This is a genomic window from Pseudomonas sp. OF001, from assembly GCF_904426495.1.
Lineage (GTDB): Bacteria > Pseudomonadota > Gammaproteobacteria > Pseudomonadales > Pseudomonadaceae > Geopseudomonas.
Window position 1 is genome coordinate 84191 of sequence record NZ_CAJGBM010000065.1, and the last position, 23534, is coordinate 107724.

At 68.2% G+C, this 23534-nt stretch carries 15 protein-coding genes and 1 pseudogene; 5 read left to right on the forward strand and 11 right to left on the reverse strand.

Annotated features, from left to right (window positions below):
- Positions 1-17 precede the first annotated feature (17 nt).
- The 3 genes and pseudogenes from RA210_RS21420 to RA210_RS22275 all read right to left on the reverse strand — a co-directional run.
- Entirely contained in the window at positions 18-3218 is a 3201-nt protein-coding gene (locus RA210_RS21420; protein WP_168772508.1) for an MHYT domain-containing protein, read from the reverse strand.
- Positions 3219-3429: 211 nt separating this feature from the next.
- Positions 3430-4368 carry a methyl-accepting chemotaxis protein gene (locus RA210_RS22270; protein WP_372239875.1) on the reverse strand — a complete coding sequence of 313 codons (939 nt, stop codon included), beginning with the start codon at positions 4366-4368 and terminating at the stop codon, positions 3430-3432.
- Positions 4351-5148: pseudogene (locus RA210_RS22275) on the reverse strand (PAS domain-containing protein); the annotation flags it as partial. The pseudogene RA210_RS22275 and the gene RA210_RS22270, both read right to left, overlap by 18 nt.
- 119 nt (positions 5149-5267) lie before the next feature.
- Between RA210_RS22275 and RA210_RS21430 the strand changes: the two are divergent.
- Positions 5268-5456: a hypothetical protein gene (locus tag RA210_RS21430; RefSeq protein WP_136489794.1), complete on the forward strand. Its 189-nt coding sequence runs from the start codon at positions 5268-5270 to the stop codon at positions 5454-5456.
- A 759-nt stretch (positions 5457-6215) separates the two neighbouring features.
- Here the strand turns inward: RA210_RS21430 and RA210_RS21435 are convergent.
- From RA210_RS21435 to RA210_RS21470, 8 genes are all read right to left on the reverse strand, one after another.
- Positions 6216-7016, reverse strand: coding sequence for a response regulator transcription factor (locus RA210_RS21435; RefSeq protein WP_136489795.1), 801 nt, complete (start codon positions 7014-7016; stop codon positions 6216-6218).
- Between the two features lie 324 nt (positions 7017-7340).
- Positions 7341-7994, reverse strand: a complete 654-nt coding sequence (locus tag RA210_RS21440) for a protein phosphatase CheZ (protein ID WP_136489796.1) — start codon at positions 7992-7994, stop codon at positions 7341-7343.
- 271 nt (positions 7995-8265) lie between these two features.
- Positions 8266-9537: an MgtC/SapB family protein gene (locus RA210_RS21445; RefSeq protein WP_201487941.1), complete on the reverse strand. Its 1272-nt coding sequence runs from the start codon at positions 9535-9537 to the stop codon at positions 8266-8268.
- A 94-nt stretch (positions 9538-9631) separates the two neighbouring features.
- On the reverse strand, positions 9632-13114 hold the full coding sequence (locus tag RA210_RS21450; RefSeq protein WP_201487942.1) for a hybrid sensor histidine kinase/response regulator: 3483 nt from the start codon (positions 13112-13114) through the stop codon (positions 9632-9634).
- A 173-nt stretch (positions 13115-13287) separates the two neighbouring features.
- A complete protein-coding gene (locus tag RA210_RS21455) occupies positions 13288-14028 on the reverse strand; it encodes a YciK family oxidoreductase (RefSeq protein ID WP_136490590.1) in 741 nt (246 codons plus the stop codon).
- A 210-nt stretch (positions 14029-14238) separates the two neighbouring features.
- Complete coding sequence (gene mupP, locus RA210_RS21460) at positions 14239-14910, reverse strand: N-acetylmuramic acid 6-phosphate phosphatase MupP (protein ID WP_136490589.1); 672 nt, start codon at positions 14908-14910, stop codon at positions 14239-14241.
- Positions 14911-14914: 4 nt separating this feature from the next.
- A complete protein-coding gene (gene ubiG / locus RA210_RS21465; RefSeq protein WP_201487943.1) occupies positions 14915-15613 on the reverse strand; it encodes a bifunctional 2-polyprenyl-6-hydroxyphenol methylase/3-demethylubiquinol 3-O-methyltransferase UbiG in 699 nt (232 codons plus the stop codon).
- 123 nt (positions 15614-15736) lie between these two features.
- The gene (locus RA210_RS21470) at positions 15737-17062 is read right to left on the reverse strand and encodes a TRZ/ATZ family hydrolase (RefSeq protein WP_201487944.1); all 1326 of its coding nucleotides are present in this window, start codon (positions 17060-17062) and stop codon (positions 15737-15739) included.
- 126 nt (positions 17063-17188) lie between these two features.
- Between RA210_RS21470 and mtnA the strand changes: the two genes are divergently transcribed.
- The 4 genes from mtnA (at position 17189) to pheA (ending at position 23512) form a co-directional block, all read left to right on the forward strand.
- The gene (gene mtnA / locus RA210_RS21475; protein WP_201487945.1) at positions 17189-18265 is read left to right on the forward strand and encodes an S-methyl-5-thioribose-1-phosphate isomerase; all 1077 of its coding nucleotides are present in this window, start codon (positions 17189-17191) and stop codon (positions 18263-18265) included.
- Between the two features lie 238 nt (positions 18266-18503).
- Positions 18504-21221, forward strand: coding sequence for a DNA gyrase subunit A (gene gyrA / locus RA210_RS21480; RefSeq protein ID WP_201487946.1), 2718 nt, complete (start codon positions 18504-18506; stop codon positions 21219-21221).
- Between the two features lie 108 nt (positions 21222-21329).
- Entirely contained in the window at positions 21330-22415 is a 1086-nt protein-coding gene (gene serC, locus RA210_RS21485) for a 3-phosphoserine/phosphohydroxythreonine transaminase (protein ID WP_201487947.1), read from the forward strand.
- Positions 22415-23512: a prephenate dehydratase gene (gene pheA / locus RA210_RS21490; RefSeq protein ID WP_201487948.1), complete on the forward strand. Its 1098-nt coding sequence runs from the start codon at positions 22415-22417 to the stop codon at positions 23510-23512. Before serC ends, pheA begins: the two co-directional genes overlap by 1 nt.
- The last annotated feature ends 22 nt before the right edge of the window (positions 23513-23534 follow it).

Here is a 23534-nt window from a genome sequence, read left to right on the forward strand (position 1 = left end):
CGCTCCTTGCCGGATCGTCAGTGGGCGTTCTGTTGCTGGGGGGGGGGCGCGGCGCCGTGCTCCGGGTCGGGATAGCGTTGCTGAAGTCTGCGCACGCTGGCTTCGGCCAGTTGCGCCAAGCGTTCGGCGCTGTCTGCCGGGACCGCCTGCCTGGTCGCGGCGTACTGCTCGATGTCGCACGCCAGCGCTGCCAGCGCCAGAGCACCGAGGTTGCCGGCACTGCCCTTGAGCCGGTGAGCCTCCTTGCGAACCTCGTCGTGGTCGCTCTTGGCGAGAGCGCTTTGCAAACGTGCGATATGTCCCGGGAGATTGGTGCAGAAGAAGCTCACGACCGTGTGCAGGTCGGTGCCCAGCGCCTCGTGCAGGGTGTCGAGCATGGCGTCGTCGAGTAACGTCGGCAGTGGCGGCAAGGCGGCGGGAGCCGTCAGTGCAGACGGCGGGGGAGCGAGCAGGGCAAGCATGCAGTCGAGCAGCTGTCGCACGTTGTAGGGCTTGCTGAGGATGTCGTCCATGCCCGCGTGTCGGCATTCGGCGACTTCCGGGGTGTTGGCATGGGCGGTGAGGGCGAGGATCGGTGTGCGTGGTTGGCCGCGCTTGTGTTCCAGGCGGCGGATCTCACGGGTGGCGGTGGGGCCGTCCATCACCGGCATCTGGCAGTCCATGAGGATGATGTCGAAGCGTTCGCCGGACTCGATGCGGGCGACTGCCTGGGCGCCGTCCTCCGCCTCGTCGATCAGCGCGCCATGCTTGTCGAGCAGGCGCTGGGCGAGCATGCGGTTGACCGGGTGGTCCTCGACCAGCAGCACACGGCAGCCGCTAAGGCAGGGCTCAACGTCGGCGGCCGCCGCGCCAGTGGCGCGCGGGCTGTGCAGCGCACTGATCAGGGCATAGGCCAGCGCATCGGGGCCAGCCGGTTTGCTCAGGCACTGGTCGAGCACCTGGTGTTCGCGGGCCTCGATCTCCAGTTGATCGCTGGCCGAGGAGAGCATCACCAGACGCAGGCGTGGGTGCTGCTCGCGCAGCCGGTGCGCCAGCTCCAGACCGTCCAGTTCGGGCATCATGCGGTCGAGTACCGCCAGCTGCACGCTGGCTGCGTGTTGCGGGTCCTGCACCCAGGCCAGCGCATCGAGCGGGTTGCAGAAACCGTGCGGCTGCATGCCCCAGGCGATGGCATGACGCTCGACGATCAGCCGGTTGGCCAGCACGTCGTCGACGATCAGCAGGCCGCGACCGGCAAGTTGTTCGGCGGCACGTTCGCTGGCGCTGCGTTCGCCGCAGGGGCTGTCCTGCAATGGCAGCTGCAGCTCGAAGAAGAAGCGACTGCCCTGGCCGGGCGTCGACTCCAGATGGATTTCGCCACCCATCAGCTCGACCAGGCGGCGGCTGAGCGACAGGCCCAGACCGGTGCCGCCGTACTTGCGGGTAGTTGATTCGTCGGCCTGGCGGAAGGAGTCGAAGATCAGCGGTTGCACCTCCGGGGCGATGCCGATACCTGTGTCGCGCACGGCGAAGCACAGCGCCCCCGGCGTGCGGGGTGAGCGACCGACGCAGAGTGCGACTTCGCCTCGCTCGGTGAACTTGATCGCGTTGCTGAGCAGGTTGAGCAGCACCTGGCGCAGGCGCAGCGGATCGCCAAGCACCTGCCGCGGTAGGCTGGGCTCGATCTCGATGATCAGTTCGAGCTGCTTCTGGTGGGCGCGGGCGGCCAGCAGCTTGGCAGTGTGCTCGACGATTTCACTGAGGTCGAAGGCGACGCTTTCCAGCTCCAGATGCCCGGCGTCGACCTTGGACACGTCAAGGATGTCGTTGAGCAGCGCCAGCAGCGTCTCGCCGGAGCGCTGGGCGATCTGCAAGTATTCGCGCTGCTCGGGGTTGAGCGGGGTTTCCAGCGCCAGGTCGAGCATGCCGATCACCCCGTTCATCGGCGTGCGGATTTCATGGCTCATGTTGGCGAGGAACAGGCTGCGCGCCTTCGAGGCCTGTTCGGCATGGTCACGGGCGCGCCGCAGTTCCTGTTCCAGGGCATGGCGTTCGCTGATGTCGAAGATCATGCCGTCGAGCAGCACTACCTCGCCCTCGCCCTCGCCCTCGCCCTCGAGCGAGCGCTGGGTTTCGGTGACGATGTGGCCGAGCGACCAGACCCGCAGCAGGCGTCCGTCCTTGCAGCGCAGGCGGTATTCGGCCGAATAGCTGCCGCCCTCGGCAATGGCCCGGTGGCGGGCCTCGGCCAGGCGCGGCAGGTCTTCGGCGGGGATCAGTGGACGCAGGCCGCCGCTGTCGAGCAGTTCGCGACTGCTCCAGCCGGTGAGCTGCTCGATACCGTCGCTGAGAAACAGCAGGCTCCAGGCGTCGTCCAGCCGGGAGCGGAAGACGATGCCGGGGAGGTTGCCGATCAGCGACTGGATGAAGCGCTCCTGGCTGCGCAGGGTCCAGCGCATCCGCTCCCGGTAGTGTAGGAAGGTATTGCTGAGCAGTACGGCAACGATCAGCAGCAGGGTGCCGAACAGCACGGCATTGGCGATCAGCCCGCTCTGCAGCGCCGGCAGCGGATTGTCCGAGCTTGCGGTGCCAATGAAGCGTGCTGCCGCCATGCCGGCGTAATGCATGGCGGCGATGGCCGAGCCCATCACCAGGCCACCGAGCAGCAGTCTGTGCAGCGGGCGCAGGCGGGCGTTGTGCTCCAGGCCGAAACGGACCCACAGCGCCAGCATGGCCAGACCGGCGGCGAGCAGGATCGACAGGGCGAACCACCACGGGTCGTAGCGCAGCAGCGGTGCCATCCGCATGGCGGCCATCCCGCTGTAGTGCATGGTGCCGATGCCGGCGCCGACCAGCACGCCGCCGAGCACCAACTGGCGCCCCCGCAGGTGCGGGCGGGTGAGCAGCGACAGGGCGACCCACGAGGCCGCCAGGCTGGGCAGCACCGACAGCAGGGTGGTCAGCGGGTCGTAGCTGACCGGGCTGCACAGGCGGAAGGCCAGCATGCCGAGAAAATGCATCGCCCAGATGCCGCCGCCCAGCGCCAGGGCGCCAGAGAGCAGCGCCACCTGGCGTTGCAGCACCGTGTTGCTGGTGCGGGCGATCCCGGCCACCTGCAGGCCCATGGTCGCGGCGCCGACCGAGAGCAGGATCGACAGGGCGACCAGCCAGAGATCGAAGGTGCCGTACAGGTACAGGCTGGGGGCGACGGGGGCGAGCAGGAAAAACAGGTCGAGCATGGCTGGGGAACATTGCCGGTAAGGTGAAAGAAGCCGCGCGGGAAAAGCGTGGGGAGTCGCCCCTCGGCACGCTGCGGGGGCCTGCGGGGGAGGGAACAGGTGCCGCGTGGCTGCCGCAGTCCCCGTCCCCTTCATTAACTGCCGCTGGGCGGTGGCCCATCTTGATGGGCGTCAACGCCCCTCGGGGGCTCCGCCGACTGTCGGGCCGGGCTCAGAATGCCTCCCAGCTTTCCTCCGCCGTGGCGGCTTTGCCGTTGCGCAGCCGCGGGGCGAGCGCGTTCACCGGCCCCCGTGGCGGGAGCACCTCGTCGAATGCCGCCCGCATGTGCTGCAGATCGGGCTCAAGCAGCTGGCGGCTGTCGACCTTGAAGATCGAGATCGCCTGAACCAGCTCGCGCACCTGCGCCTGCAGGCTGCCCGAGACCTGCTGGGCGTGGTTGACCATGCCGGCGTTCTTCTGCGTCACGCCGTCGAGCTGAACGATGGCCTGGCTCACCTGGGCGATACCGGCGCTCTGCTCCGAGGACGCGGAAGATATTTCGCCCATGATGTCGCTGACCTTGACGACCGACGCGATGACCTCGTCGATTGACGACTCCGCCGCCTTGACCAGGGCGACGCCTTCGCCGATTTCGCTGGTCGAGTGGTCGATGAGCTGGCGGATGTCCCTTGCCGCTTCTGCCGAGCGGCCGGCCAGCAGACGCACCTCGGTGGCCACCACGGCAAAGCCGCGCCCATGCTCGCCGGCGCGGGCCGCCTCGATAGAGGCGTTCAGCGCGAGGATGTTGGTCTGGAAGGCAATCGAGTCGATCAACTCGATGATCTCGCCCATTTTCTGTGCGGCCTCGGAGATCGCCGACATCTTGCGCACAACCTTGTGCATCACCTCGCCGCTGTCCTTGACCAGGCTGGAGGCGTGCTCGGACAACTGGTTGGCATGCTGGGCATTGCTGGCGTTCTGATCGACCGTGGTGGTGATCTCTTCCATGCTGCTGGTCGTCTGCTGCAGCGCGGCGGCCTGGTCCTCGGTGCGTGCGGCGAGGGCGTCGTTGCCCGTGGCGATGTTGTGGGTGGCGGACGATACGCTGTGGATGCTGCGGTTCACATCGAGGGCAATGCTCGACAGACTCTTGCGCATGGTGTCCATCATGGCTGCCAGTTGGCCGATTTCCGTGCGGCCGAAGTTGGGGATCTGCACGCTCAGGTTGCCGGCGGCGATCTGCGAGTTGAACTTCATAGCCGCGGCGATCGGGGCCTTGATCGAGCGCAGCGTGCGATAGCCGATGTAGGCGAGCACGGCGGACAGGCCGCCGAGCACGGCCAGCGAGGAACCGTCCAGCGCCTCCCAGACGGGGACCGCCGCGGCCTGCGCGCCAACCGCGAAGCCGGCGCCGGTGCAGAGGATGGCGGTGACCGACATGGCCGGCAGGCGGAACTGCATGGACGAGGGGTTGAGCCGGGCGAGCTGCCCGAGCACGCCCTTGCGGCACAACACGCCATCCCTCAGGTAGAAGGCGCTGCGCCTGCCGGCAGCGATGTCGCCATAGACCTCACGGGCCTGCGCCACGGCCTGGGCGTCGGCCTTGATGCGCACCGAGGCGTAGCCGACCAGGGTGTTGCCTTCGAAGTAGGGGGTGACGTGGGCCTCGACCCAGTAGTAGTCGCCGTTCTTGCGCCGGTTCATGACCAGTCCGTTCCATTCCCGCCCAGCCTTGAGGGTTTCCCAAAGGTTGGCGAAGGCGGCCTTCGGCATGTCCGGATGGCGGACTATGTTGTGGTCTGCGCCATTGAGCTCATCCCAAGAGAAGCCGCTCACCGCGATGAACGCCGGATTGGCGTAGGTGATCCTTCCGGACAGGTCGGTACGCGAAATCAGGAAGTCGTCACTGTTGAGCAAGTACTCATGGGAGCCAATGGTTCCGAACAGCATTGGTTATTTCCTCATTTTTCAGACATGGGAATCCCCTGCGCGAGCCGAATGCTAATTCAGGCGCTTTGAGCGGGGATTTCCGGCAGATATATATCTACCCGAGACCAATGGATGTATGCATGCCTCTGCGCATCAGGCAGAAACATGCTGGCGAACGCCTAGAGGCTGGCGAAGATGACGGTGCATCAGACTATGCGCAGGCTTTCATTACCCTTGATTGTTATAAGGTTTTTAGTCTTGCCTTTCGCAAGTACGCCAATACCGTGAAAATAAAAAGCCAACGCTTGCCTCGCGATGCGAGGTTTTGACGTTGTATTTCTGGCGCCTTTACGGCGGATTAGATGATAATTATTATTTGGTGAAGGCTCTAATGGCCGCTTATTTTGTGTGGCATTATTGTTTCTAGCTTGTTTAAAGGTTACGGTTGGGATGATTTATCGTCAATTGCGTGCCGGCGAGTGTGCCGGCCAGCAAAATCGAAAGAGCCGAGAAGCAAAGGCGCGGTCCGGATGCGTGTCCTCCGGCAACCCAGGTCTCTGCAGTCTATTCGGGAGGCCTGGGTGGGGCATCCAGTTCAGAAGGCCTCCCCTTGCCTCGTGGGGCCTGTGCCGGTTGCTGGCGAGCTGCGCCGACCGGTTTTGCCGACGCGGCTGGCCAGCGTCGCGCCGCCCCGATCCACCGACCAGCGCTTGATCTCGCATGCCACGTCGGCACTATGACGGGCCAGCTTGCATACTTCGCCGATGACCACCGCGAGGCCGCGCCCTTGTCGCCTGTCCTGGATCAGTTCGGTGCTCGCCTCGCCAGCCTTGCAGAAATTGGCGAACCGAGGGGTGCCTGCAGAAGTTACGCTTGCCTTCGACCGAAAGCAGCCACTACTCGTAAGGATTTACGGTGACTCACGTCTGTCGATGCTTATCGGCAATGTCGTTCAGGGTGTATTTAGCTTTTCAAGGCGGGATTAATGGTGTCTATCTTTGCTTGGTCTTGAGTGCTCGTGAGCGACAGGCAGTCACTCGTTTGCGGTAAAGGTAAAGGTAAAGGTAAAGTCTGGGATGGGATTCCTGTTACTCGCCGCCGACTGTGTGCTCCTCGCCCTGCCTCTGGCGGAACTCCCGCGGGGTGACGCCGAAGCGTTCCTTGAAAGCGGTGGCGAAGTTGGCGCCACTGGTAAAGCCCAGCTCCAGAGCGATGGCCTGCACTTCCAGCACCGTATCGCTGAGCAGTGTGCGGGCCTGGCGCATGCGCTCCTCGCGCAGGTAGCTGAACACGGTGGCCCCGACGCACTGCTTGAATGCCTCGTTGAGGCGTTTGGGGTTGGTGCGCAGGATGCGCGCCAGACATTCGAGGTTGGGTGTCTCGGCCAGGTTACGCAGCAGGTGCTGGCGGGCCGACTGGAACAAGATGCTGTCGAGGTTGGAAACGCTCGGCGCCGGCTCGCCGGCGTCTGCGCCGCGGCTCTGCGCGCGCAGGTGCATGCTCAGGCGGATACGTACTTCTTCGAAGTTGTACGGCTTGGTGACGTAGTCCACGGCGCCGGCCAGCAGGCCTTCCAGGCGTTCGTCGGGCATCACCGCGCCGGACAGGAAAATCACCGGAATGTTGCTGGTGCGGGCGTCGGCCTGCAGTTGCCGGCAGGCGCTCAGGCCGTCGCAGACCGGCATGTGTACGTCCATCAAGATCATGTCCGGGCGGATCAGAAGGGCCTTGCGGATGCCTTCCAGGCCATTGGTGGCCAGGTGGACGAGGGCGCCTTTCTGGCGCAGATAGGCTTCCAGCAGCATGCGGTCAACGTCGGCGTCTTCCACAATCAGAATGTGACGGTCTTGCAGGTTGTTGTTGCCGAAAAGGCGGTTGCTCGTTGTCATTGGTTCTGTGCCTGCCTCCCTGCGTGCTACCACTTGGTGGCGTCAAAAAAACGTGATGCATATCACGTTTTTGTGTCTGGCGCACATAATGCTACAGAGGGTTGGCGTTGTCATGACTTGAGCAGGATTTGCCGCGTCGGTGCCCTTCTGGTCCAAGCATCCTGGTGGGCGATCAGCTTGCCAGCTTCGTCGGTGGGGCGCGCAGGAGCAGGCGTACCACCTTGTCGAGGTCGTGCTGCGCGGGGGCTGCGGTCGATGGCGAGCAGGTGCTCGTCGATCCTGCGTTCCTATTTAGGGGATATATGTGTGAGCGCCTGCCGCTGTTCAGAGGCCGAGCTGGGCGAGCAGAGCGTCGACCTGGGCCTGGTCGGTCACTGCTTCGCCGTCGGTCGGTTTGATCTGCGGGCCTTTGCGGTCGGCCCGTTCGCTGCCGGCCAGACGCTGTAGCGTACGCTGTTCGGCGGTGGCCGGAGCGCTGTCGATCAGCACCTTGAGCAGTTGTTGTTCGATCTCGCGGGTCACCTCGATCATCTTCTTGAGGGTCTGGCCGGTGAGATCCTGGAAGTCTTGGGTCATGAGTATTTCCTGCAGCTCGCTCTGCGTCGCCCGGGTATGGTCAGGCACCGCTCCGATGTAGCGGCGGGTTTCCTCCACTAGGCGGCGCGCTTCGTCGCTCTGCTGCGGCGCGGCGAGCCAGGACTGCCAGCGTGCCTCCAGATCGCGGGCGCCCTCGATCAGCATGGTCTGGCGCGGCTGGGCCCGTTCCAGGGCATTGAGCACACGCTCGGCGGCCTGTTCGGTCATCGCAGCGACGTAGTCCAGGCGCTCGCGAGCATCGGGGATGGCCTGCGCGGCCTGCTCGATGGCCTTGTTCAGTCCCAGTTCTTGCAGGCTGACGTGCAGCAGGCGTGCCATCTGGACGATGCGCTGGATCAGTTCCTGCGGGGTGATGGAAGCCGCTGGGGGGTGGTCGATCATGCGGATTCTCCTGCGGGCCTGGCCGGGGCCTGTGCTTGCGGTGTCTGACGCCTAGTGTGCGGGGCGGATGTAGGCACCCGATGCCATCTGCTGGATGTTACGCGGCGGCCAGTAGCTGCTTGATGTGGAGCCGCCGCAGCCCAGTGGGGTGGGGCCGGGCGGTTGTATCGCCAGTCTGCCAAGTTTTCCCGCGCAGGGGGCGCTGTGACGGCGCAATCAGCCGTGCGGCAAAGACGGAAAGGCCGTGTGGCAAAGGTGTCGGGTGCGCCGCTCAGCTCAGAGTCGCGCCGGCGAATACCAGCGCCAGCCCTAGTCCCAGACCGCCTGCCATCACCGGCAGGGTGAATAGCGCCAGGCGCCTGCCGCCGAACATGGCGATCAGCACGCCCTTGATCAGGCTGTTGCTGACCACGGCCAGGGCGATGCCGCGCACCGCCACCTGCGGGTCCAGCTCGCCCAGGGCGCTGCGCGACAGCGACAGGGTGATGGCGTCGGCGTCGGTGAGCCCGGACAGCACGGCGACCAGGTACACGCCGACGTCGCCCAGTTCGCGGCGGGCGATTTCCACCAGCAGCAGGATCAGCGCCAGCAGCAGGGCGAAGCGCACGGCCGGGCCGAACTCGAAGGGGTTCTTCAGCGGCGGCTCGGCCTGGGCGCCGAGTTCCGTCGCCTTGGCCCGCTGCCACCAGTACAGGGCGCCGAGGGCGTAGACCAGCGCCGCGGCGGCCAGCGGCCACAGCAGCCCCTGCACCAGCGGCGGGTTGATCACCGCCACCTCGAGCAGCACGCGGGGGAACACCAGCGCCGAGGTGCCCAGCAGGCCGCAGGCCAGCAGGGCGTGCAGCTCGCGCTGGCCATGCAGGCGGGCGAGGGTGAGGGTCATGGCGGTGGAGGACACCACGCTGCCGAGCAGGGCGGTCAGCAGCAGGCCATGGCGGGTGCCGATCAGGCGGACGGCCACGTAGGCGGCAAAGCCCAGGCCGGCGATCAGCACCACCATCCACCAGGTGACGTAGGGGTTGAACACCTGCCAGGGGCCGTAGCCGCGGTCGGGCAGCACCGGCAGCAGCACCAGCGAGATGAACAGCAGCTTCAGCGCGCCGGACAGCTCCTCGGCGGACAGCCGCCGGAGCGCCGCATGCATCGGTTCCTTGAGGCGCAGCAGCAGGGCCACCACCACCGCGCAGCCGGCGGCCAGCAGGCGGTCGTCGGCCAGCGCCAGGCTGCCGAGCAGGAAGGTCAGCAGCAGGGCGATCTCGCTGGTCTGGCCCTGGTCGGGGTCGTGGCGCAGGCCGATCACGTAGGCGGTGGTGCTGAGCAGGGCCAGGGCCAGCAGCACGCCGACCCAGACCAGCACGCCGAGATGGCCGGCGAGCAGGGCGGCGAGGCCGCCGAGCAGGCCGACCAGGCCGTAGGTGCGCACCCCGGCGGCCAGCCGGTCGTCGTCGCTGGCGCGGGCGCTCCAGCCGCGCTCGGTGCCGATCAGCAGGCCGATGGCCAGCGCGCTGGCCAGGTCGAGCAGGACGTCGAACTCGGGCGTCATGGGCAATCCTTTGGCGGGTGGGGCTGGTCAGTCTAGCAAGCCGTCCCGCGGCAAATCCCGCCGCGCCGCACCCGCGGGCGGCACGGCGGGCGGCTCAGTGCAGCTTGAGATGGCGGCTGAGCAGGGCGCGCAGGGCGGCCGGCTTGACCGGCTTGCTCAGGTAGTCGAGGCCGGCGGCGTGCACCTCGGCGATCAGCTCGGGGCGGCCGTCGGCGCTGATCACCACGCCGGGCACCGGCTGGCCCAGGTGCGCGCGCAGCCAGCCCATCAGCGCCTGGCCGGTCTCGCCGTCGTCGAGGTGGTAGTCGACCAGCACCAGCTCCGGCGGGCCGTCCTGGCCGAGCAGATGCTCGCACTCGGCGCGCGAGCGCGCGGTCTGCACCTGGCAGCCCCAGCGGGTCAGCAGGCTGCGCATGCCGGTGAGGATGCTGTCCTCGTTGTCGATGCACCACACCTGGGCGCCGTTCATCGGCTGCGGCGCGCTGGCCGGTGCCGCCGGCCGCGCCTGCGGCACGGCGCGGCCGCGGGCCAGCGGCACGCGCACGCTGAACACGCTGCCCTTGCCGACCCAGGAGCGCACCTCGATGCGGTGCTCGAGCACCTGGCAGAAGCCGTCGGCGATCGCCAGGCCCAGGCCCAGGCCCTTCTCGGCGCGGGTCTGGTGGCTGTCGAGGCGCTTGAACTCCTCGAAGATCACCTTGAGCTTGTCGGCCGGGATGCCGGGGCCGTGGTCCCACACCTCCAGGCGCAGGTGGCGGCCGTCGCGGCGCACGCCGAGCAGCACCTTGCCCTTGGCGTAGCGGAAGGCGTTGGTCAGGAAGTTCTGCAGTACCCGGCGTAGCAGCTTCGGATCGCTGTCGATGCGCTGCTTGCTGGCGCGGATGCGCAGGTCGATACCCTGTTCCTGGGCCAGGGCGCGGAACTCTACGCCGAGGGCGTCGTACAGGGTGTCGAGGGCGAAGGCGCTGCGCTCGGGAGTGAAGCGGCCGCTCTCCAGGCGCGAGATGTCCAGCAGGTCGGCGATCAGGTCCTCGGCCGAGCGCAGCGAGGAGTCGAGGTGCTGCACCAGTTCGCGCACCTCGCCGGGCAGCGCTTCCTGGTGGGACAGCGCGGCGGAGAACAGCCGCGCGGCGTTGAGCGGCTGCATCAGGTCGTGGCTGACCGCGGCGAGGAAACGGGTCTTCGACTGGTTGGCGACCTCGGCGCGGGCCTTGGCCTCGGACAGCTGCTCGTTGAGCGCGGACAGCTCCTGGGTGCGCTCGGCGACGCGCTGCTCGAGGCTCTCGTTGGCCTCCTTGAGCGCGTCCTCGGCCTGGCGGTGGGCGGTGATGTCGGTGAACGACATGACGAAGCCGCCGCCGGGCATCGGGTTGCCGACCAGTTCGATCACCCGGCCGTTGGGGAAGGTGCGCTCGGAGGTGTGTGCGGTACCCTGGCGCATCCAGTACAGGCGCTTGGCGACGTGGATGTCCGGGTCGCCCTTGCCGCACAGGCCGCGCTCGGCGTTGTAGCGGATGATGTCGGCGATCGGCCGGCCGATGCTGATCAGCCCCTCGGGGTACTCGAACAGTTCCAGGTAGCGGCGGTTCCAGGCCACCAGACGCAGCGACTGGTCGACCACGCTGATGCCCTGGGAGATGTTCTCGATCGCGCCCTGCAGCAGGGCGCGGTTGAACTGCAGGACCTCGGAGGCCTCGTCGACGATGCGCACCACGTCCTCGACCTGCATCTCGCGGCCTTCGATGGCCGCCTTGACCACCGCGCGCGCCGAGGAGGCGCCGAGCACACCGGCGAGCAGGCGCTCGGTGTGGGCGATCCATTCGCCGCTGGCGGTCTGGTTGGGACTGAAGCCCTTGCCCTGGCGGTAGGCGAAGCGGATGAAGCTCTGCCGCGCGCGCTCCTCGCCGACGAAGCGTGCCGCCAGCATCAACAGGTCCTGGACCTGCACCGCCAGCAGCAGGCGCGGGATCGGCCGCACCGAGGCCTCCTGGCCGACGAAACGGCTGGCCTGCCAGTGTTCGGAGACGCGGGTGCGCGAGAACAGCGAGACCAGCACGAACACCAGGAAGTTGCTGAGCAGCGACAGCAGGGTGCCCTGGGTCACCGGGTCCATCGGCAGGCCCAGCGGGTTGCCGGCCAGCCAGCGCTGGCCGGGCAGCATATCCAGCGACCAGCCCATGCCGCTGGCCACCAGCGGTAGCAGCAGGGTGTAGCACCACAGCAGCGCGCCGACCGCCAGGCCGGCGAACACGCCGCGGCTGTTGGCCTGTTTCCAGTACAGCGCGCCGAACATCGCCGGGCCGAGCTGGGTGACGGCGGCGAAGGCGATCTGGCCGATGCTGGCCAGGCTGATCTTCGGCCCCATCATCCGGTAGATCACGTAGGCCAGCAGCAGCAGGACGATGATGGCGATGCGCCGCACCGACAGCAGCCAGTGGCGGAACTCCTCGAACGGCCGCTCGGCGCTGTGCCGGCGCAGCAGCCAGGGCAGCAGCATGTCGTTGGAGATCATGGTCGACAGCGCCACGCTGGCCACGATCACCATGCCGGTGGCCGCCGAGGCGCCGCCGATGAAGGCCAGCAGCGCGAGGCTCGGATGCTGCTCGGCCAGCGGCAGGCTGATGACGAAGGAGTCGGGCTCGAACCCGGCCGGCAGCAGCAGCTGCCCGGCGAGGGCGATCGGCACCACGAACAGCGCCGCCAGCACCAGGTACAGGGGAAATACCCAGCGCGCCAGGTTGAGGTCGCGCGGCTCGATATTCTCCACCACGGTGACGTGGAACTGCCGCGGCAGGCAGATGATCGCCATCATCGCCACCCCGGTCTGCACTACCATGGCGGTCCAGTCCACCGGGCGGCGCCAGTACTCCTCCAGCTCGGGGGCCGCCTGCGCCCGCTCCAGCAGGTCGCCGACGCCGCCGAACAGCCCCCAGGTGACGAACACGCCGACGGCGAGGAAGGCCAGCAGCTTGACCAGCGACTCGAAGGCCACCGCCATCACCATGCCGCGGTGGTGCTCGGTGGCGTCGAGGTTGCGCGTGCCGAACAGGATGGTGAACAGCGCCAGCACCAACGAGACGATCAGCGCGGTGTCCTGGGCGCCGATGCCGTTGGCGTTGGGCGCTGCGCCGGTGAGCAGGTTGACGCCGAGGACGATGCCCTTGAGCTGCAGGGCGATGTAGGGCAGCACGCCGACCAGGCAGATCAGGGCGACGATGATCGCCAGCGAGCGCGACTTGCCGTAGCGCGCGGCGATGAAGTCGGCGATCGAGGTGATGTTCTCCTGCTTGCTGATCAGGATCATCTTGGCCAGCATCTGCGGCATGAACAGCAGCAGCAGCAGCGGGCCGAGGTAGATCGGCACGAACGACCACAGCTGGCCGGTGGCCTGGCCGACCGCGCCGAAGAAGGTCCAGCTGGTGCAGTAAACCGCCAGCGACAGACTGTAGACCCAGGCGCGCAGGCGTGGGCGGGTCACCCCGTTGGTCTGCCGGCGGTCGCCGTAGAAGGCGATGGCGAACAGGATGGCCATGTAGAGGAGGGCGACCGCGGCGATCAGCCCGCTGGACAGCGACATGGGAACTGGCGGCTCCGGAAAAGTGCAGGATGGCCAGAGTGTGGCAGCAAAGCGCTGCGCCGTCAGTCACTTGCGACCAAGGTCGCGGTAGGCGGGAGGCGTCTGGCGCGCGGCTTGCGGCGGACTGCGCCTCGCCGGGAAGGCTGCGGCCGCAGCGGCCGCAGCTGGAGGCGCTACTGGGCGTCGAAGGCCTGGCCGTTGACCCCGGCGCTGTCCGGTCCCATCAGGTACAGGTAGACCGGCAGGATCTCCTCGGGCGCCGGGTTCTGCTGCGGGTTCTCGCCCGGGTAGGCCTGGGCGCGCATGCCGGTGCGGGTGGCGCCAGGGTTGACGCTGTTGGCGCGTACCGCGCTGGTGCCGTCGACCTCGTCGGCGAGCACCTGCATCATGCCCTCGACGGCGAACTTGGACACCGCATAGGCCCCCCAGTAGGCGCGACCCTTGCGCCCGACGCTGCTGGAGGTGAACACCACCGAGGCGTCGCTGGACAGCCTGAGCAGCGGCAGCAGCACGCTGGTGAGCATGAAGGTGGCGTTGACGTTGACCTGCATGACGCGCATGAAGTTGTCGCCGCTGAACTGCTCGATCGGCGTGCGCGGGCCGAGGATCGCGGCGTTGTGCAGCAGGCCGTCGAGGCGGCCGAACTCGCGCTCGATGGTCGCCGCCAGCTCGTCGTACTGGTGCGGCTGGGCGGTTTCCAGGTTGAACGGGAAGATCGCCGGCTGCGGGCCGCCGGCCTGCTCGATCTGGTCGTAGACCTCCTCGAGGTGTTCGATGGTCTTGCCCAGCAGGATCACGGTGGCGCCGTGGGCGGCGAAGCTGCGCGCGGCGGCGGCGCCGATGCCGCGGCCGGCGCCGGTGACCAGGATCACCCGATCCTTGAGCAGGTCGGGACGGGCGGAATATTGGAACATGGGTAGAGCCTCGTTGAATCGAAATCGCGCTGGGCCGGGCACAGGGTGGGTTGGCCGCTTGCGGCGTAACCCGCCATCGGCACCGGCAGGTGCCGCCTGGCGCGGCAATGGTGGGTTACGCTGCGCCAGCCGACCCTGGGTTTGCATTCGAGTGTGGCGCAGCCGCTACGCAGCGGCTATGCGCCGGAAGTCGAACGCGTGCCGGGCGGTTCAGCAGCCGCACAGCGCCCGGTCGAGCGCCGCGCGCAGCTCGCGCGGATGGTCGACCACCAGGTCGGCGCCCCAGTGGCCGGGGTTGTCGTCGGGGTGGATGTAGCCGTAGCGCACCGCCACCGTGCGGGTGCCGGCGGCGCGGCCGGCCTCGATGTCGCGGGCGTCGTCGCCGACGTAGAGCACTTCGCGCGGATCCAGGCCGAGCTGCTGGCAGGCCAGCAGGAGCATCTCCGGGTCGGGCTTGCTGCGCTTGACGTGCTCGGGGCAGACCAGCACCGCGGCGCGCTCGGCCAGCTGCAGCTGGCGCATGATCGGCTCGGCGTAGTGCAGCGGCTTGTTGGTCGCCACGCCCCAGCGCAGGCGCGCGCGCTCGAGGTCGGCGAGCAGCTCGGGGATGCCGTCGAACGGGCGGGTCAGCACCGCGCAGTGCTCCTGGTAGCGCTCGAGGAACTCGCGGCGCAGGGCGTCGAACTCGGGGTGCTCCGGGTCCAGCGCGAAGGTGGCGCAGACCATGGCCCGCGCGCCGCCGGACACCTGGTCGCGGATGCGCTGCGGCTCCAGGGCGGGCAGGCCGCGCACGGCGCGCATGGCCTGGCACACGGCGATGAAGTCCGGCGCGCTGTCGACCAGCGTGCCGTCCATGTCGAAGAGGACCGCTCGCAACCGCATCGGCTCACTCCTCGCGCAGGGTCTGGATCATGTAGTTGACGTCCACGTCGCTGCCCAGCTTGTAGGTCTTGGACAGCGGGTTGTAGGTCAGGCCGACGATGTCCTTGACCGCCAGGCCCGTCTCGCGGCACCAGGCGCCCAGCTCCGAGGGGCGGATGAACTTGCGGAAGTCGTGGGTGCCGCGCGGCAGCAGCTTGAGCAGGTACTCGGCGCCGACGATGGCCAGCAGGTAGGCCTTGGGGTTGCGGTTGATGGTGGAAAAGAACACTTGGCCGCCGGGCTTGACCAGGCGCTGGCAGGCCTGGATCACCGAGGCCGGGTCGGGCACGTGCTCGAGCATCTCCAGGCAGGTGACCACGTCGAACTGGCCGGGCAGCTCGGCGGCCAGCGCCTCGGCGGTGCTCTGCCGGTAGTCGACCTGCACGCCGGATTCGAGCTGGTGCAGGCGCGCCACGGCCAGCGGCGCCTCGCCCATGTCGATGGCGGTGACGGTCGCGCCGCGCAGGGCCATCGACTCGCTGAGGATGCCGCCGCCGCAGCCGACGTCGAGCACGCGCTTGCCGGCCAGGCCGACCCGCTCGTCGATCCAGTTGACCCGCAGCGGGTTGATCTCGTGCAGCGGCTTGAACTCGCTCTCGCGGTCCCACCAGCGATGGGCGAGGGCCTCGAACTTGGCGATTTCGGCGTGGTCGACGTTGCTCATGACGTGGTTCCGTTGGCAAGGCTGGATGCTCAGCCGTCTATCTTGCCAGTTTTTGGGCGGATTGGGGGCGGGCGGCCTTGCTTAGGGTGCGCCGTGCGCACCACAAGAGGAGCCGCGCTGCGCTCACTCCCCGGCGATGCGCCGGCCCCAGGCGCGCGCCTTGGCGTGCAGCTCGTCCTCGTCGAGGCGGGTCAGGCGGCCGTCCTCGAGCAGCGCCTTGCCGCCGACCCAGACGTGGCGCACGCAGTCGCGGCCGCTGGCGTAGACCAGCTGCGACACCGGATCGTAGACCGGCTGCTGGGCCAGGCGGGAGAGGTCGAAGGCCACCAGGTCGGCGCTCTTGCCGGCCTCCAGCGAGCCGCACTCGTCGTCGATGCCCAGCGCCCGGGCGCCGTTGAGGGTGGCCATGCGCAGGGCGCGGTGGGCATCCAGCGCGGTGGCCGAACCGGCCACCGCCTTGGCCAGCAGCGCCGCGGTGCGCGTCTCGCCGAGCAGGTCGAGGTCGTTGTTGCTGGCCGCGCCGTCGGTGCCGACGGCGACGTTGACGCCGGCCTGCCACAGGCGCTCGACCGGGCAGAAGCCGCTGGCCAGCTTGAGGTTGGACTCCGGGCAGTGGATCACGCTGGCATTGTGTTGCACCAGCAGGGCGAGGTCGGCGTCGTCGATCTGGGTCATGTGCACGGCCTGGAAGCGCGGGCCGAGCAGGCCGAGGCGCGCCAGGCGGGCCATGGGCCGCTCGCCGGACAGCTCGAGGGCCTGCTGCACCTCGAAGGCGGTCTCGTGGACGTGCATGTGGATGCCGGCGTCGAGCTGCTCGGCGAGCACCCGCACCCGCTCCAGGCGGTCGTCGCTGACCGTGTAGGGCGCGTGCGGGCCGAAGGCCACCTTGATGCGCGGGTGGTGGCGCAGGTCGGCGAACAGCTCGAGGCCGCGGCGCAGCGCCTCGTCGGTGTCGTGGGCGCCGGGCACCGGGAAGTTGAGCACCGGGATGGTGATCTGCGCGCGCACGCCGGCGCGGTGCACCACCTCGCTGGCCACCTCGGGGAAGAAGTACATGTCGGAGAAGGCGGTGACGCCGCCCTGCAGTTGCTCGGCGATGGCCAGCTCGCTGCCGTCGCGGACGAACTCCTCGCTGACCCATTTCGCCTCGGCCGGCCAGATGTGCTCCTGCAGCCAGGTCATCAGCGGCAGGTCGTCGGCCAGGCCGCGGAACAGGCTCATCGCCGCGTGGCCGTGGGCGTTGACCAGGCCGGGGGCGAGCAGCATGCCGGGCAGCTCGCGGCGCTCGCGGGCCGGCACGGCCAGGGCCTGCTGGCGCGGGGCGAGCAGGGCGATGCGCCCGTCGCGGATGCCCAGCGCATGCTCGCGCAGCACCACGCCGGCCGGCTCCACCGGGACTATCCATTCGGGGAGCAGGAGCAGGTCCAGGGGGGCGGTGGGGCTGGGCATGGGCAGGGCTTCCGGTGCGTCTGTTGAACGGCCTGCGAGTGTAGCGGCTGTGCCGGCGGTCTTGAAGCGGGCGCGCGGCCGGGCGGGTATACTGCGCGGCTTTTCATGACTGGTTGAGGAATCCCCATGCGCGAGCAACTGCTGGCAGCGGAAAAGGTCACGGCAATCGACTGGCGGGACGGCGTCCTGCATCTGCTCGACCAGCGCGTGCTGCCGTTCGAGGAAACCTGGCGCGCCTACGACAGTGCCGCAGGGGTGGCTGAGGCGATCCGTCTGATGGTGGTGCGCGGCGCCCCGGCGATCGGCATCGCCGCCGCCTACGGGGTGGTGCTCGGTGCCCGCGCGCGGCTGGCCGCCGGCGGCGACTGGCAGGCGGCGCTGGAGGAGGACTTCCGCGTGCTGGCCGAGTCGCGCCCCACCGCGGTCAACCTGTTCTGGGCGCTGGATCGCATGCGCGAGCGCCTCAACCGCCTGGCCGACTGCGAGGACGTGCTCGCCGCGCTGGAGGCCGAGGCCATCGGCATCCACGACAGCGACCGCGAGGCCAACCTGACCATGGCCCAGCTCGGCGTCGAGCTGATCCGCCGCCACGACGCGCGGCCGCAGAAGCTCTTGACCCACTGCAACACCGGCGCGCTGGCCACCGGCGGCTTCGGCACCGCGCTGGGGGTGATCCGCGCCGCCCACCTGGCCGGGCTGGTCGAGCGGGTGTTCGCCGACGAGACCCGCCCGTGGCTGCAGGGCGCGCGCCTGACCGCCTGGGAGCTGGCCAACGAGCACGTGCCGGTGAGCCTCAACGCCGACGCCGCCGCCGCGCACCTGATGAAGACCGAAGGCATCAGCTGGGTGATCGTCGGCGCCGACCGCATCACCGCCAACGGCGACGTGGCCAACAAGATCGGCACCTACCAGCTGGCGGTCAACGCCATGCACCACGGCGTGCGCTTCATGGTGGTGGCGCCCAGCTCGACCATCGACATGAGCCTGGAAAGCGGCGACGACATCCCGATCGAGGAGCGCGACGGCCGCGAGCTGCTCGAGGTCGGCGGCAAGCGCGTGGCCGCCGCGGTGGAGGCGGTCAACCCGGTGTTCGACGTCACCCCCGCTGATCTGATCGATGCCATCGTCACCGAGAAGGGCGTGGTCGAGCGGCCGGACGCGGCCAAGATGGCCCAGCTGATGTGCCGCAAGCGACTGCACTGAGTGGGGCGATTCCTGGGCGGTTTGGCGGGCAGGCGGGTGGCAGACCCGTCCTCGAGGGGGTGTTTGCGTCACCGCGGATGCCAAGGCTGCTCGCCACGCCGGTGGCCTCTGCAGTGCCGCCAGCCGCACCGCCTGTGGTAAGCTCACGCGTTATTTCAAGCGGCCTGCAAGGGCTGTCCAGATTGCGCAGGAGGCTGGCCCGCCGGCCCCTGCTTAGAACAAAGGAATCCGGCTTCTCATGGGCGAACTGGCCAAAGAAATCCTCCCGGTCAATATCGAAGACGAGCTGAAACAGTCGTACCTCGACTACGCGATGAGCGTGATCGTCGGACGTGCCCTGCCGGATGCGCGCGACGGCCTGAAGCCGGTGCACCGGCGCGTGCTGTTCGCCATGAGCGAGCTGGGCAACGACTGGAACAAGCCGTACAAGAAATCCGCCCGTGTGGTCGGCGACGTCATCGGTAAGTACCACCCGCACGGCGACACCGCGGTGTACGACACCATCGTGCGCATGGCCCAGCCGTTCTCGCTGCGCTACATGCTGGTCGACGGCCAGGGCAACTTCGGCTCGGTGGACGGCGACAACGCCGCGGCCATGCGTTACACCGAAGTGCGCATGGCCAAGCTGGCCCACGAGCTGCTCGCCGACCTCGACAAGGAAACCATCGACTGGGTGCCCAACTACGACGGCACCGAGCAGATCCCGGCGGTCATGCCGACCAAGATCCCCAACCTGCTGGTCAACGGATCGAGCGGCATCGCCGTGGGCATGGCCACCAACATCCCGCCGCACAACCTCGGCGAGGTGATCGACGGCTGCCTGGCGCTGATCGACAACCCCGAGCTGACCGTCGACGAGCTGATGCAGTACATCCCCGGCCCGGACTTCCCCACCGCGGGGATCATCAACGGCCGCGCCGGCATCATCGAGGCCTACCGCACCGGCCGCGGACGCGTCTACATCCGCGCCCGCGCCGAGATCGAGGAGATGGAAAAGGGCGGCGGCCGCCAGCAGATCATCATCACCGAACTGCCCTACCAGCTGAACAAGGCGCGGCTGATCGAGAAGATCGCCGAGCTGGTCAAGGAAAAGAAGATCGAGGGCATCAGCGAGCTGCGCGACGAGTCCGACAAGGACGGCATGCGCGTGGTCATCGAGCTGCGCCGCGGCGAGGTGGGCGAGGTGGTGCTCAACAACCTCTACGCCCAGACCCAGATGCAGAGCGTGTTCGGCATCAACGTGGTGGCGCTGGTCGACGGCCAGCCGCGCACGCTGAACCTCAAGGACATGCTCGAGGTGTTCGTCCGTCACCGCCGCGAAGTGGTGACCCGCCGCACCGTGTTCGAGCTGCGCAAGGCCCGCGAGCGCGGCCACATCCTCGAAGGCCAGGCGGTGGCGCTGTCCAACATCGACCCGGTGATCGAGCTGATCAAGACCTCGCCGACCCCGGCCGAGGCCAAGGAGCGCCTGATCGCCACCGCCTGGGAGTCCAGCGCGGTGGAGGCGATGGTCGAGCGCGCCGGTGCCGATGCCTGCCGCCCCGACGACCTCGATCCGCAGTACGGCCTGCGCGACGGCAGGTACCATCTGTCGCCCGAGCAGGCCCAGGCCATCCTCGAGCTGCGTCTGCACCGCCTGACCGGGCTCGAGCATGAGAAGCTGCTGGCCGAGTACCAGGAAATCCTCCTGCAGATCGGCGAACTGATCCGCATCCTCACCAGCCCCGAGCGGCTGATGGAAGTGATCCGCGAGGAGCTGGAGAAGGTCAAGGCCGAGTTCGGCGACGCCCGCCGCACCGAGATCCGCGCCAGCCAGGAAGACCTGACCATCGCCGACCTGATCCCCGAGGAAGAGCGCGTGGTGACCATTTCCCACGGCGGCTACGCCAAGAGCCAGCCGCTGGACGCCTACCAGGCGCAGCGCCGCGGCGGCAAGGGCAAGTCGGCCACCGGGGTGAAGGACGAGGACTACGTCGAGCACCTCTTGGTCGCCAACAGCCACGCCACCCTGCTGCTGTTCTCCAGCAAGGGCAAGGTCTACTGGCTGCGCACCTTCGAGATTCCCGAGGCGTCGCGCACCGCGCGCGGCCGCCCGCTGGTCAACCTGCTGCCGCTGGACGAGGGCGAGCGCATCACCGCCATGCTCCAGGTCGACCTGGAGGCCCTGCAGCAGTCGGGCGGCGAGGACGACCTGGACAACGAGACTGCGGTGATCGAGGGCGAGCTGGTCGAGGCCGCCGAGGCCGCCGAGGAGGCCGAGGGCGAGACCGCCGAGCTGGTCGCCGAGCCGACCGGCGCCTACATCTTCATGGCCACTGCCTTCGGCACCGTGAAGAAGGTGCCGCTGGTGCAGTTCAGCCGCCCGCGCAAGGCCGGCCTGATCGCCCTGGACCTGGTCGAGGGCGACACCCTGATCGCCGCGGCGATCACCGACGGCGCCCGCGAGGTCATGCTCTTCTCCAGCGCCGGCAAGGTGATCCGCTTCGCCGAGAGCGTGGTGCGCACCATGGGCCGCAACGCCCGCGGCGTGCGCGGCATGAAGCTGGGCAGCGGCCAGCAGCTGATCTCCATGCTGATCCCCGAGTCCGGCGCGCAGATCCTCACCGCCTCCGAGCGCGGCTACGGCAAGCGCACCCCGCTGTCCAAGTTCCCGCGCCGCGGCCGCGGCGGCCAGGGGGTGATCGCCATGGTCACCAACGAGCGCAACGGCCCGCTGATCGGCGCCATCCAGGTGCAGGAAGGCGAGGAGATCATGCTGATCTCCGACCAGGGAACCCTGGTGCGCACCCGCGTCGACGAGGTATCCCTGCTCGGCCGCAACACCCAGGGCGTGACCCTGATCAAGCTGGTCGAGGGCGAGACCCTGGTCGGCCTGGAGCGGGTGCAGGAGCCGTCGGACAATGGCGAGGAGCTGGTCGGCGACGAGGTTGGCGAACTCGCCGGCAGCGAGGAGTGAGCAGTGGCGGGGCGGGCGCGAGCCCGCTTCGCCGGCGGAACGGCCTTACAAGATTGACAGCGCACCGTCGCCCCGGGCGGCGGTCATCGGTGAATGAGAGAGAAAGACGTGAGCAAGCGAGCCTATAACTTCTGCGCCGGCCCGGCCGCGCTTCCCACTGCGGTGCTCGAGCGCGCCCAGGCCGAACTCCTCGACTGGCACGGCAAGGGCCTGTCGGTGATGGAGATGAGCCACCGCAGCGACGAGTACGTCGCCATCGCCGAGAAGGCCGAGCAGGACCTGCGCGACCTGCTGGCCATTCCGTCGAACTACAAGGTGCTGTTCCTGCAGGGTGGCGCCAGCCAGCAGTTCGCCCAGATCCCGCTCAACCTGCTGCCCGAGGACGGCGTCGCCGACTACGTCGAGACCGGCATCTGGTCGAAGAAGGCCATCGAGGAAGCGCGCCGCTTCGGCGCCATCAACGTCGCCGCCAGCGCCAAGGCCTACGACTACTTCGCCATCCCCGGGCAGAACGACTGGCAGCTGAGCCAGAACGCCGCCTACCTGCACTACTGCAGCAACGAGACCATCGGCGGCCTGCAGTTCGACTGGGTGCCGGATCTGGGCGACGTGCCGCTGGTGGTGGACATGTCCTCGGACATCCTGTCCCGGCCGATCGACGTGTCGCAGTTCGGCATGATCTACGCCGGCGCGCAGAAGAACATCGGCCCCAGCGGCCTGGTGGTGGTGATCATCCGCGAGGACCTGCTCGGTCGCGCCCGCTCGATCTGCCCGACCATGCTCGACTACAAGGTCGCCGCCGACAACGGCTCGATGTACAACACCCCGGCGACCTTCTCCTGGTACCTGTCCGGCCTGATCTTCGAGTGGGTCAAGGAGCAGGGCGGCGTCGAGGAGATGGAGCGCCGCAACCGCGCCAAGCAGGAGCTGCTGTACGGCGCCATCGACGCCAGCGACTTCTACACCAACCCGATCGCCAAGAACGCCCGTTCGTGGATGAACGTGCCGTTCCGCCTGGCCGACGAGAAGCTCGACAAGGCCTTCCTCGCCGGCGCCGAGGCGCGCGGCCTGCTCAACCTCAAGGGCCACCGCTCGGTGGGCGGCATGCGCGCCTCGATCTACAACGCCGTCGGCCTCGACGCGGTGCAGGCGCTGGTCGCCTACATGGCCGAGTTCGAGAAGGAGCACGGCTGATGAGCGAGAAGGAACAGCTGCAGGCCCTGCGCGTGCGCATCGACAGCCTCGACGAGAAGATCCTCGAGCTGATCAGCGAGCGCGCGCGCTGCGCCGAGGAAGTGGCGCGGGTGAAGATGGCATCCCTGCCGGCCGGCGAGAGGCCGGTGTTCTACCGCCCCGAGCGCGAGGCCTGGGTGCTCAAGCACATCATGGAGCTGAACAAGGGCCCGCTGCACAACGAGGAAGTGGCGCGGCTGTTCCGCGAGATCATGTCGTCCTGCCTGGCCCTCGAGCAGCCGCTCAAGGTCGCCTACCTCGGCCCGGAAGGCACCTTCACCCAGGCCGCCGCGCTCAAGCACTTCGGTCATGCGGTGATCAGCCAGCCGATGGCGGCGATCGACGAGGTGTTCCGCGAGGTGGCCGCCGGTGCGGTCAACTTCGGCGTGGTGCCGGTGGAGAACTCCACCGAGGGCGCGGTCAACCACACCCTCGACAGCTTCCTCGAGCACGACCTGGTGATCTGCGGCGAAGTGGAGCTGCGCATCCACCACCACCTGCTGGTCGGCGAGAACACCAAGACCGACAAGATCTCGCGCATCTACTCCCACGCCCAGTCGCTGGCCCAGTGCCGCAAGTGGCTGGACGCCCACTACCCGAACGTCGAGCGCGTCGCGGTGTCGAGCAACGCCGACGCCGCGAAAAGGGTGAAGAGCGAGTGGAACAGCGCGGCGATCGCCGGCGACATGGCCGCCCAGCTGTACGGCCTGAGCAAGCTGTACGAGAAGATCGAGGACCGCCCGGACAACTCCACGCGCTTTTTGATCATCGGCAACCAGGAAGTGCCGCCGACCGGCGACGACAAGACCTCGATCATCGTCTCCACCAACAACAAGCCGGGGGCGCTGCACGACCTGCTGGCGCCGTTCCAGCAGAACGGCATCGACCTGACCCGCATCGAGACCCGCCCCTCGCGCAGCGGCAAGTGGACCTACGTGTTCTTCATCGACTTCGTCGGCCACCAGCACGACCCGCTGGTCAGGGGCGTGCTCGAAAAGATCAGCCAGGACACCGTGGCCGTGAAGGTGCTCGGCTCCTATCCCAAGGCGGTACTGTAAAACGCGTCTGCGCCGGCCCGGG

Bases quoted from the DNA above. Each gene is read 5' to 3' on its own strand.
- RA210_RS21420 (WP_168772508.1), bottom strand. From the start codon at position 3,218: ATGCTCGACCTGTTTTTCCTGCTCGCCCCCGTCGCCCCCAGCCTGTAC.
- RA210_RS22270 (WP_372239875.1), bottom strand. From the start codon at position 4,368: ATGATGGACACCATGCGCAAGAGTCTGTCGAGCATTGCCCTCGATGTG.
- RA210_RS21430 (WP_136489794.1), top strand. From the start codon at position 5,268: ATGCCTCTGCGCATCAGGCAGAAACATGCTGGCGAACGCCTAGAGGCT.
- RA210_RS21435 (WP_136489795.1), bottom strand. From the start codon at position 7,016: ATGACAACGAGCAACCGCCTTTTCGGCAACAACAACCTGCAAGACCGT.
- RA210_RS21440 (WP_136489796.1), bottom strand. From the start codon at position 7,994: ATGATCGACCACCCCCCAGCGGCTTCCATCACCCCGCAGGAACTGATC.
- RA210_RS21445 (WP_201487941.1), bottom strand. From the start codon at position 9,537: ATGACGCCCGAGTTCGACGTCCTGCTCGACCTGGCCAGCGCGCTGGCC.
- RA210_RS21450 (WP_201487942.1), bottom strand. From the start codon at position 13,114: ATGTCGCTGTCCAGCGGGCTGATCGCCGCGGTCGCCCTCCTCTACATG.
- RA210_RS21455 (WP_136490590.1), bottom strand. From the start codon at position 14,028: ATGTTCCAATATTCCGCCCGTCCCGACCTGCTCAAGGATCGGGTGATC.
- mupP (WP_136490589.1), bottom strand. From the start codon at position 14,910: ATGCGGTTGCGAGCGGTCCTCTTCGACATGGACGGCACGCTGGTCGAC.
- ubiG (WP_201487943.1), bottom strand. From the start codon at position 15,613: ATGAGCAACGTCGACCACGCCGAAATCGCCAAGTTCGAGGCCCTCGCC.
- RA210_RS21470 (WP_201487944.1), bottom strand. From the start codon at position 17,062: ATGCCCAGCCCCACCGCCCCCCTGGACCTGCTCCTGCTCCCCGAATGG.
- mtnA (WP_201487945.1), top strand. From the start codon at position 17,189: ATGCGCGAGCAACTGCTGGCAGCGGAAAAGGTCACGGCAATCGACTGG.
- gyrA (WP_201487946.1), top strand. From the start codon at position 18,504: ATGGGCGAACTGGCCAAAGAAATCCTCCCGGTCAATATCGAAGACGAG.
- pheA (WP_201487948.1), top strand. From the start codon at position 22,415: ATGAGCGAGAAGGAACAGCTGCAGGCCCTGCGCGTGCGCATCGACAGC.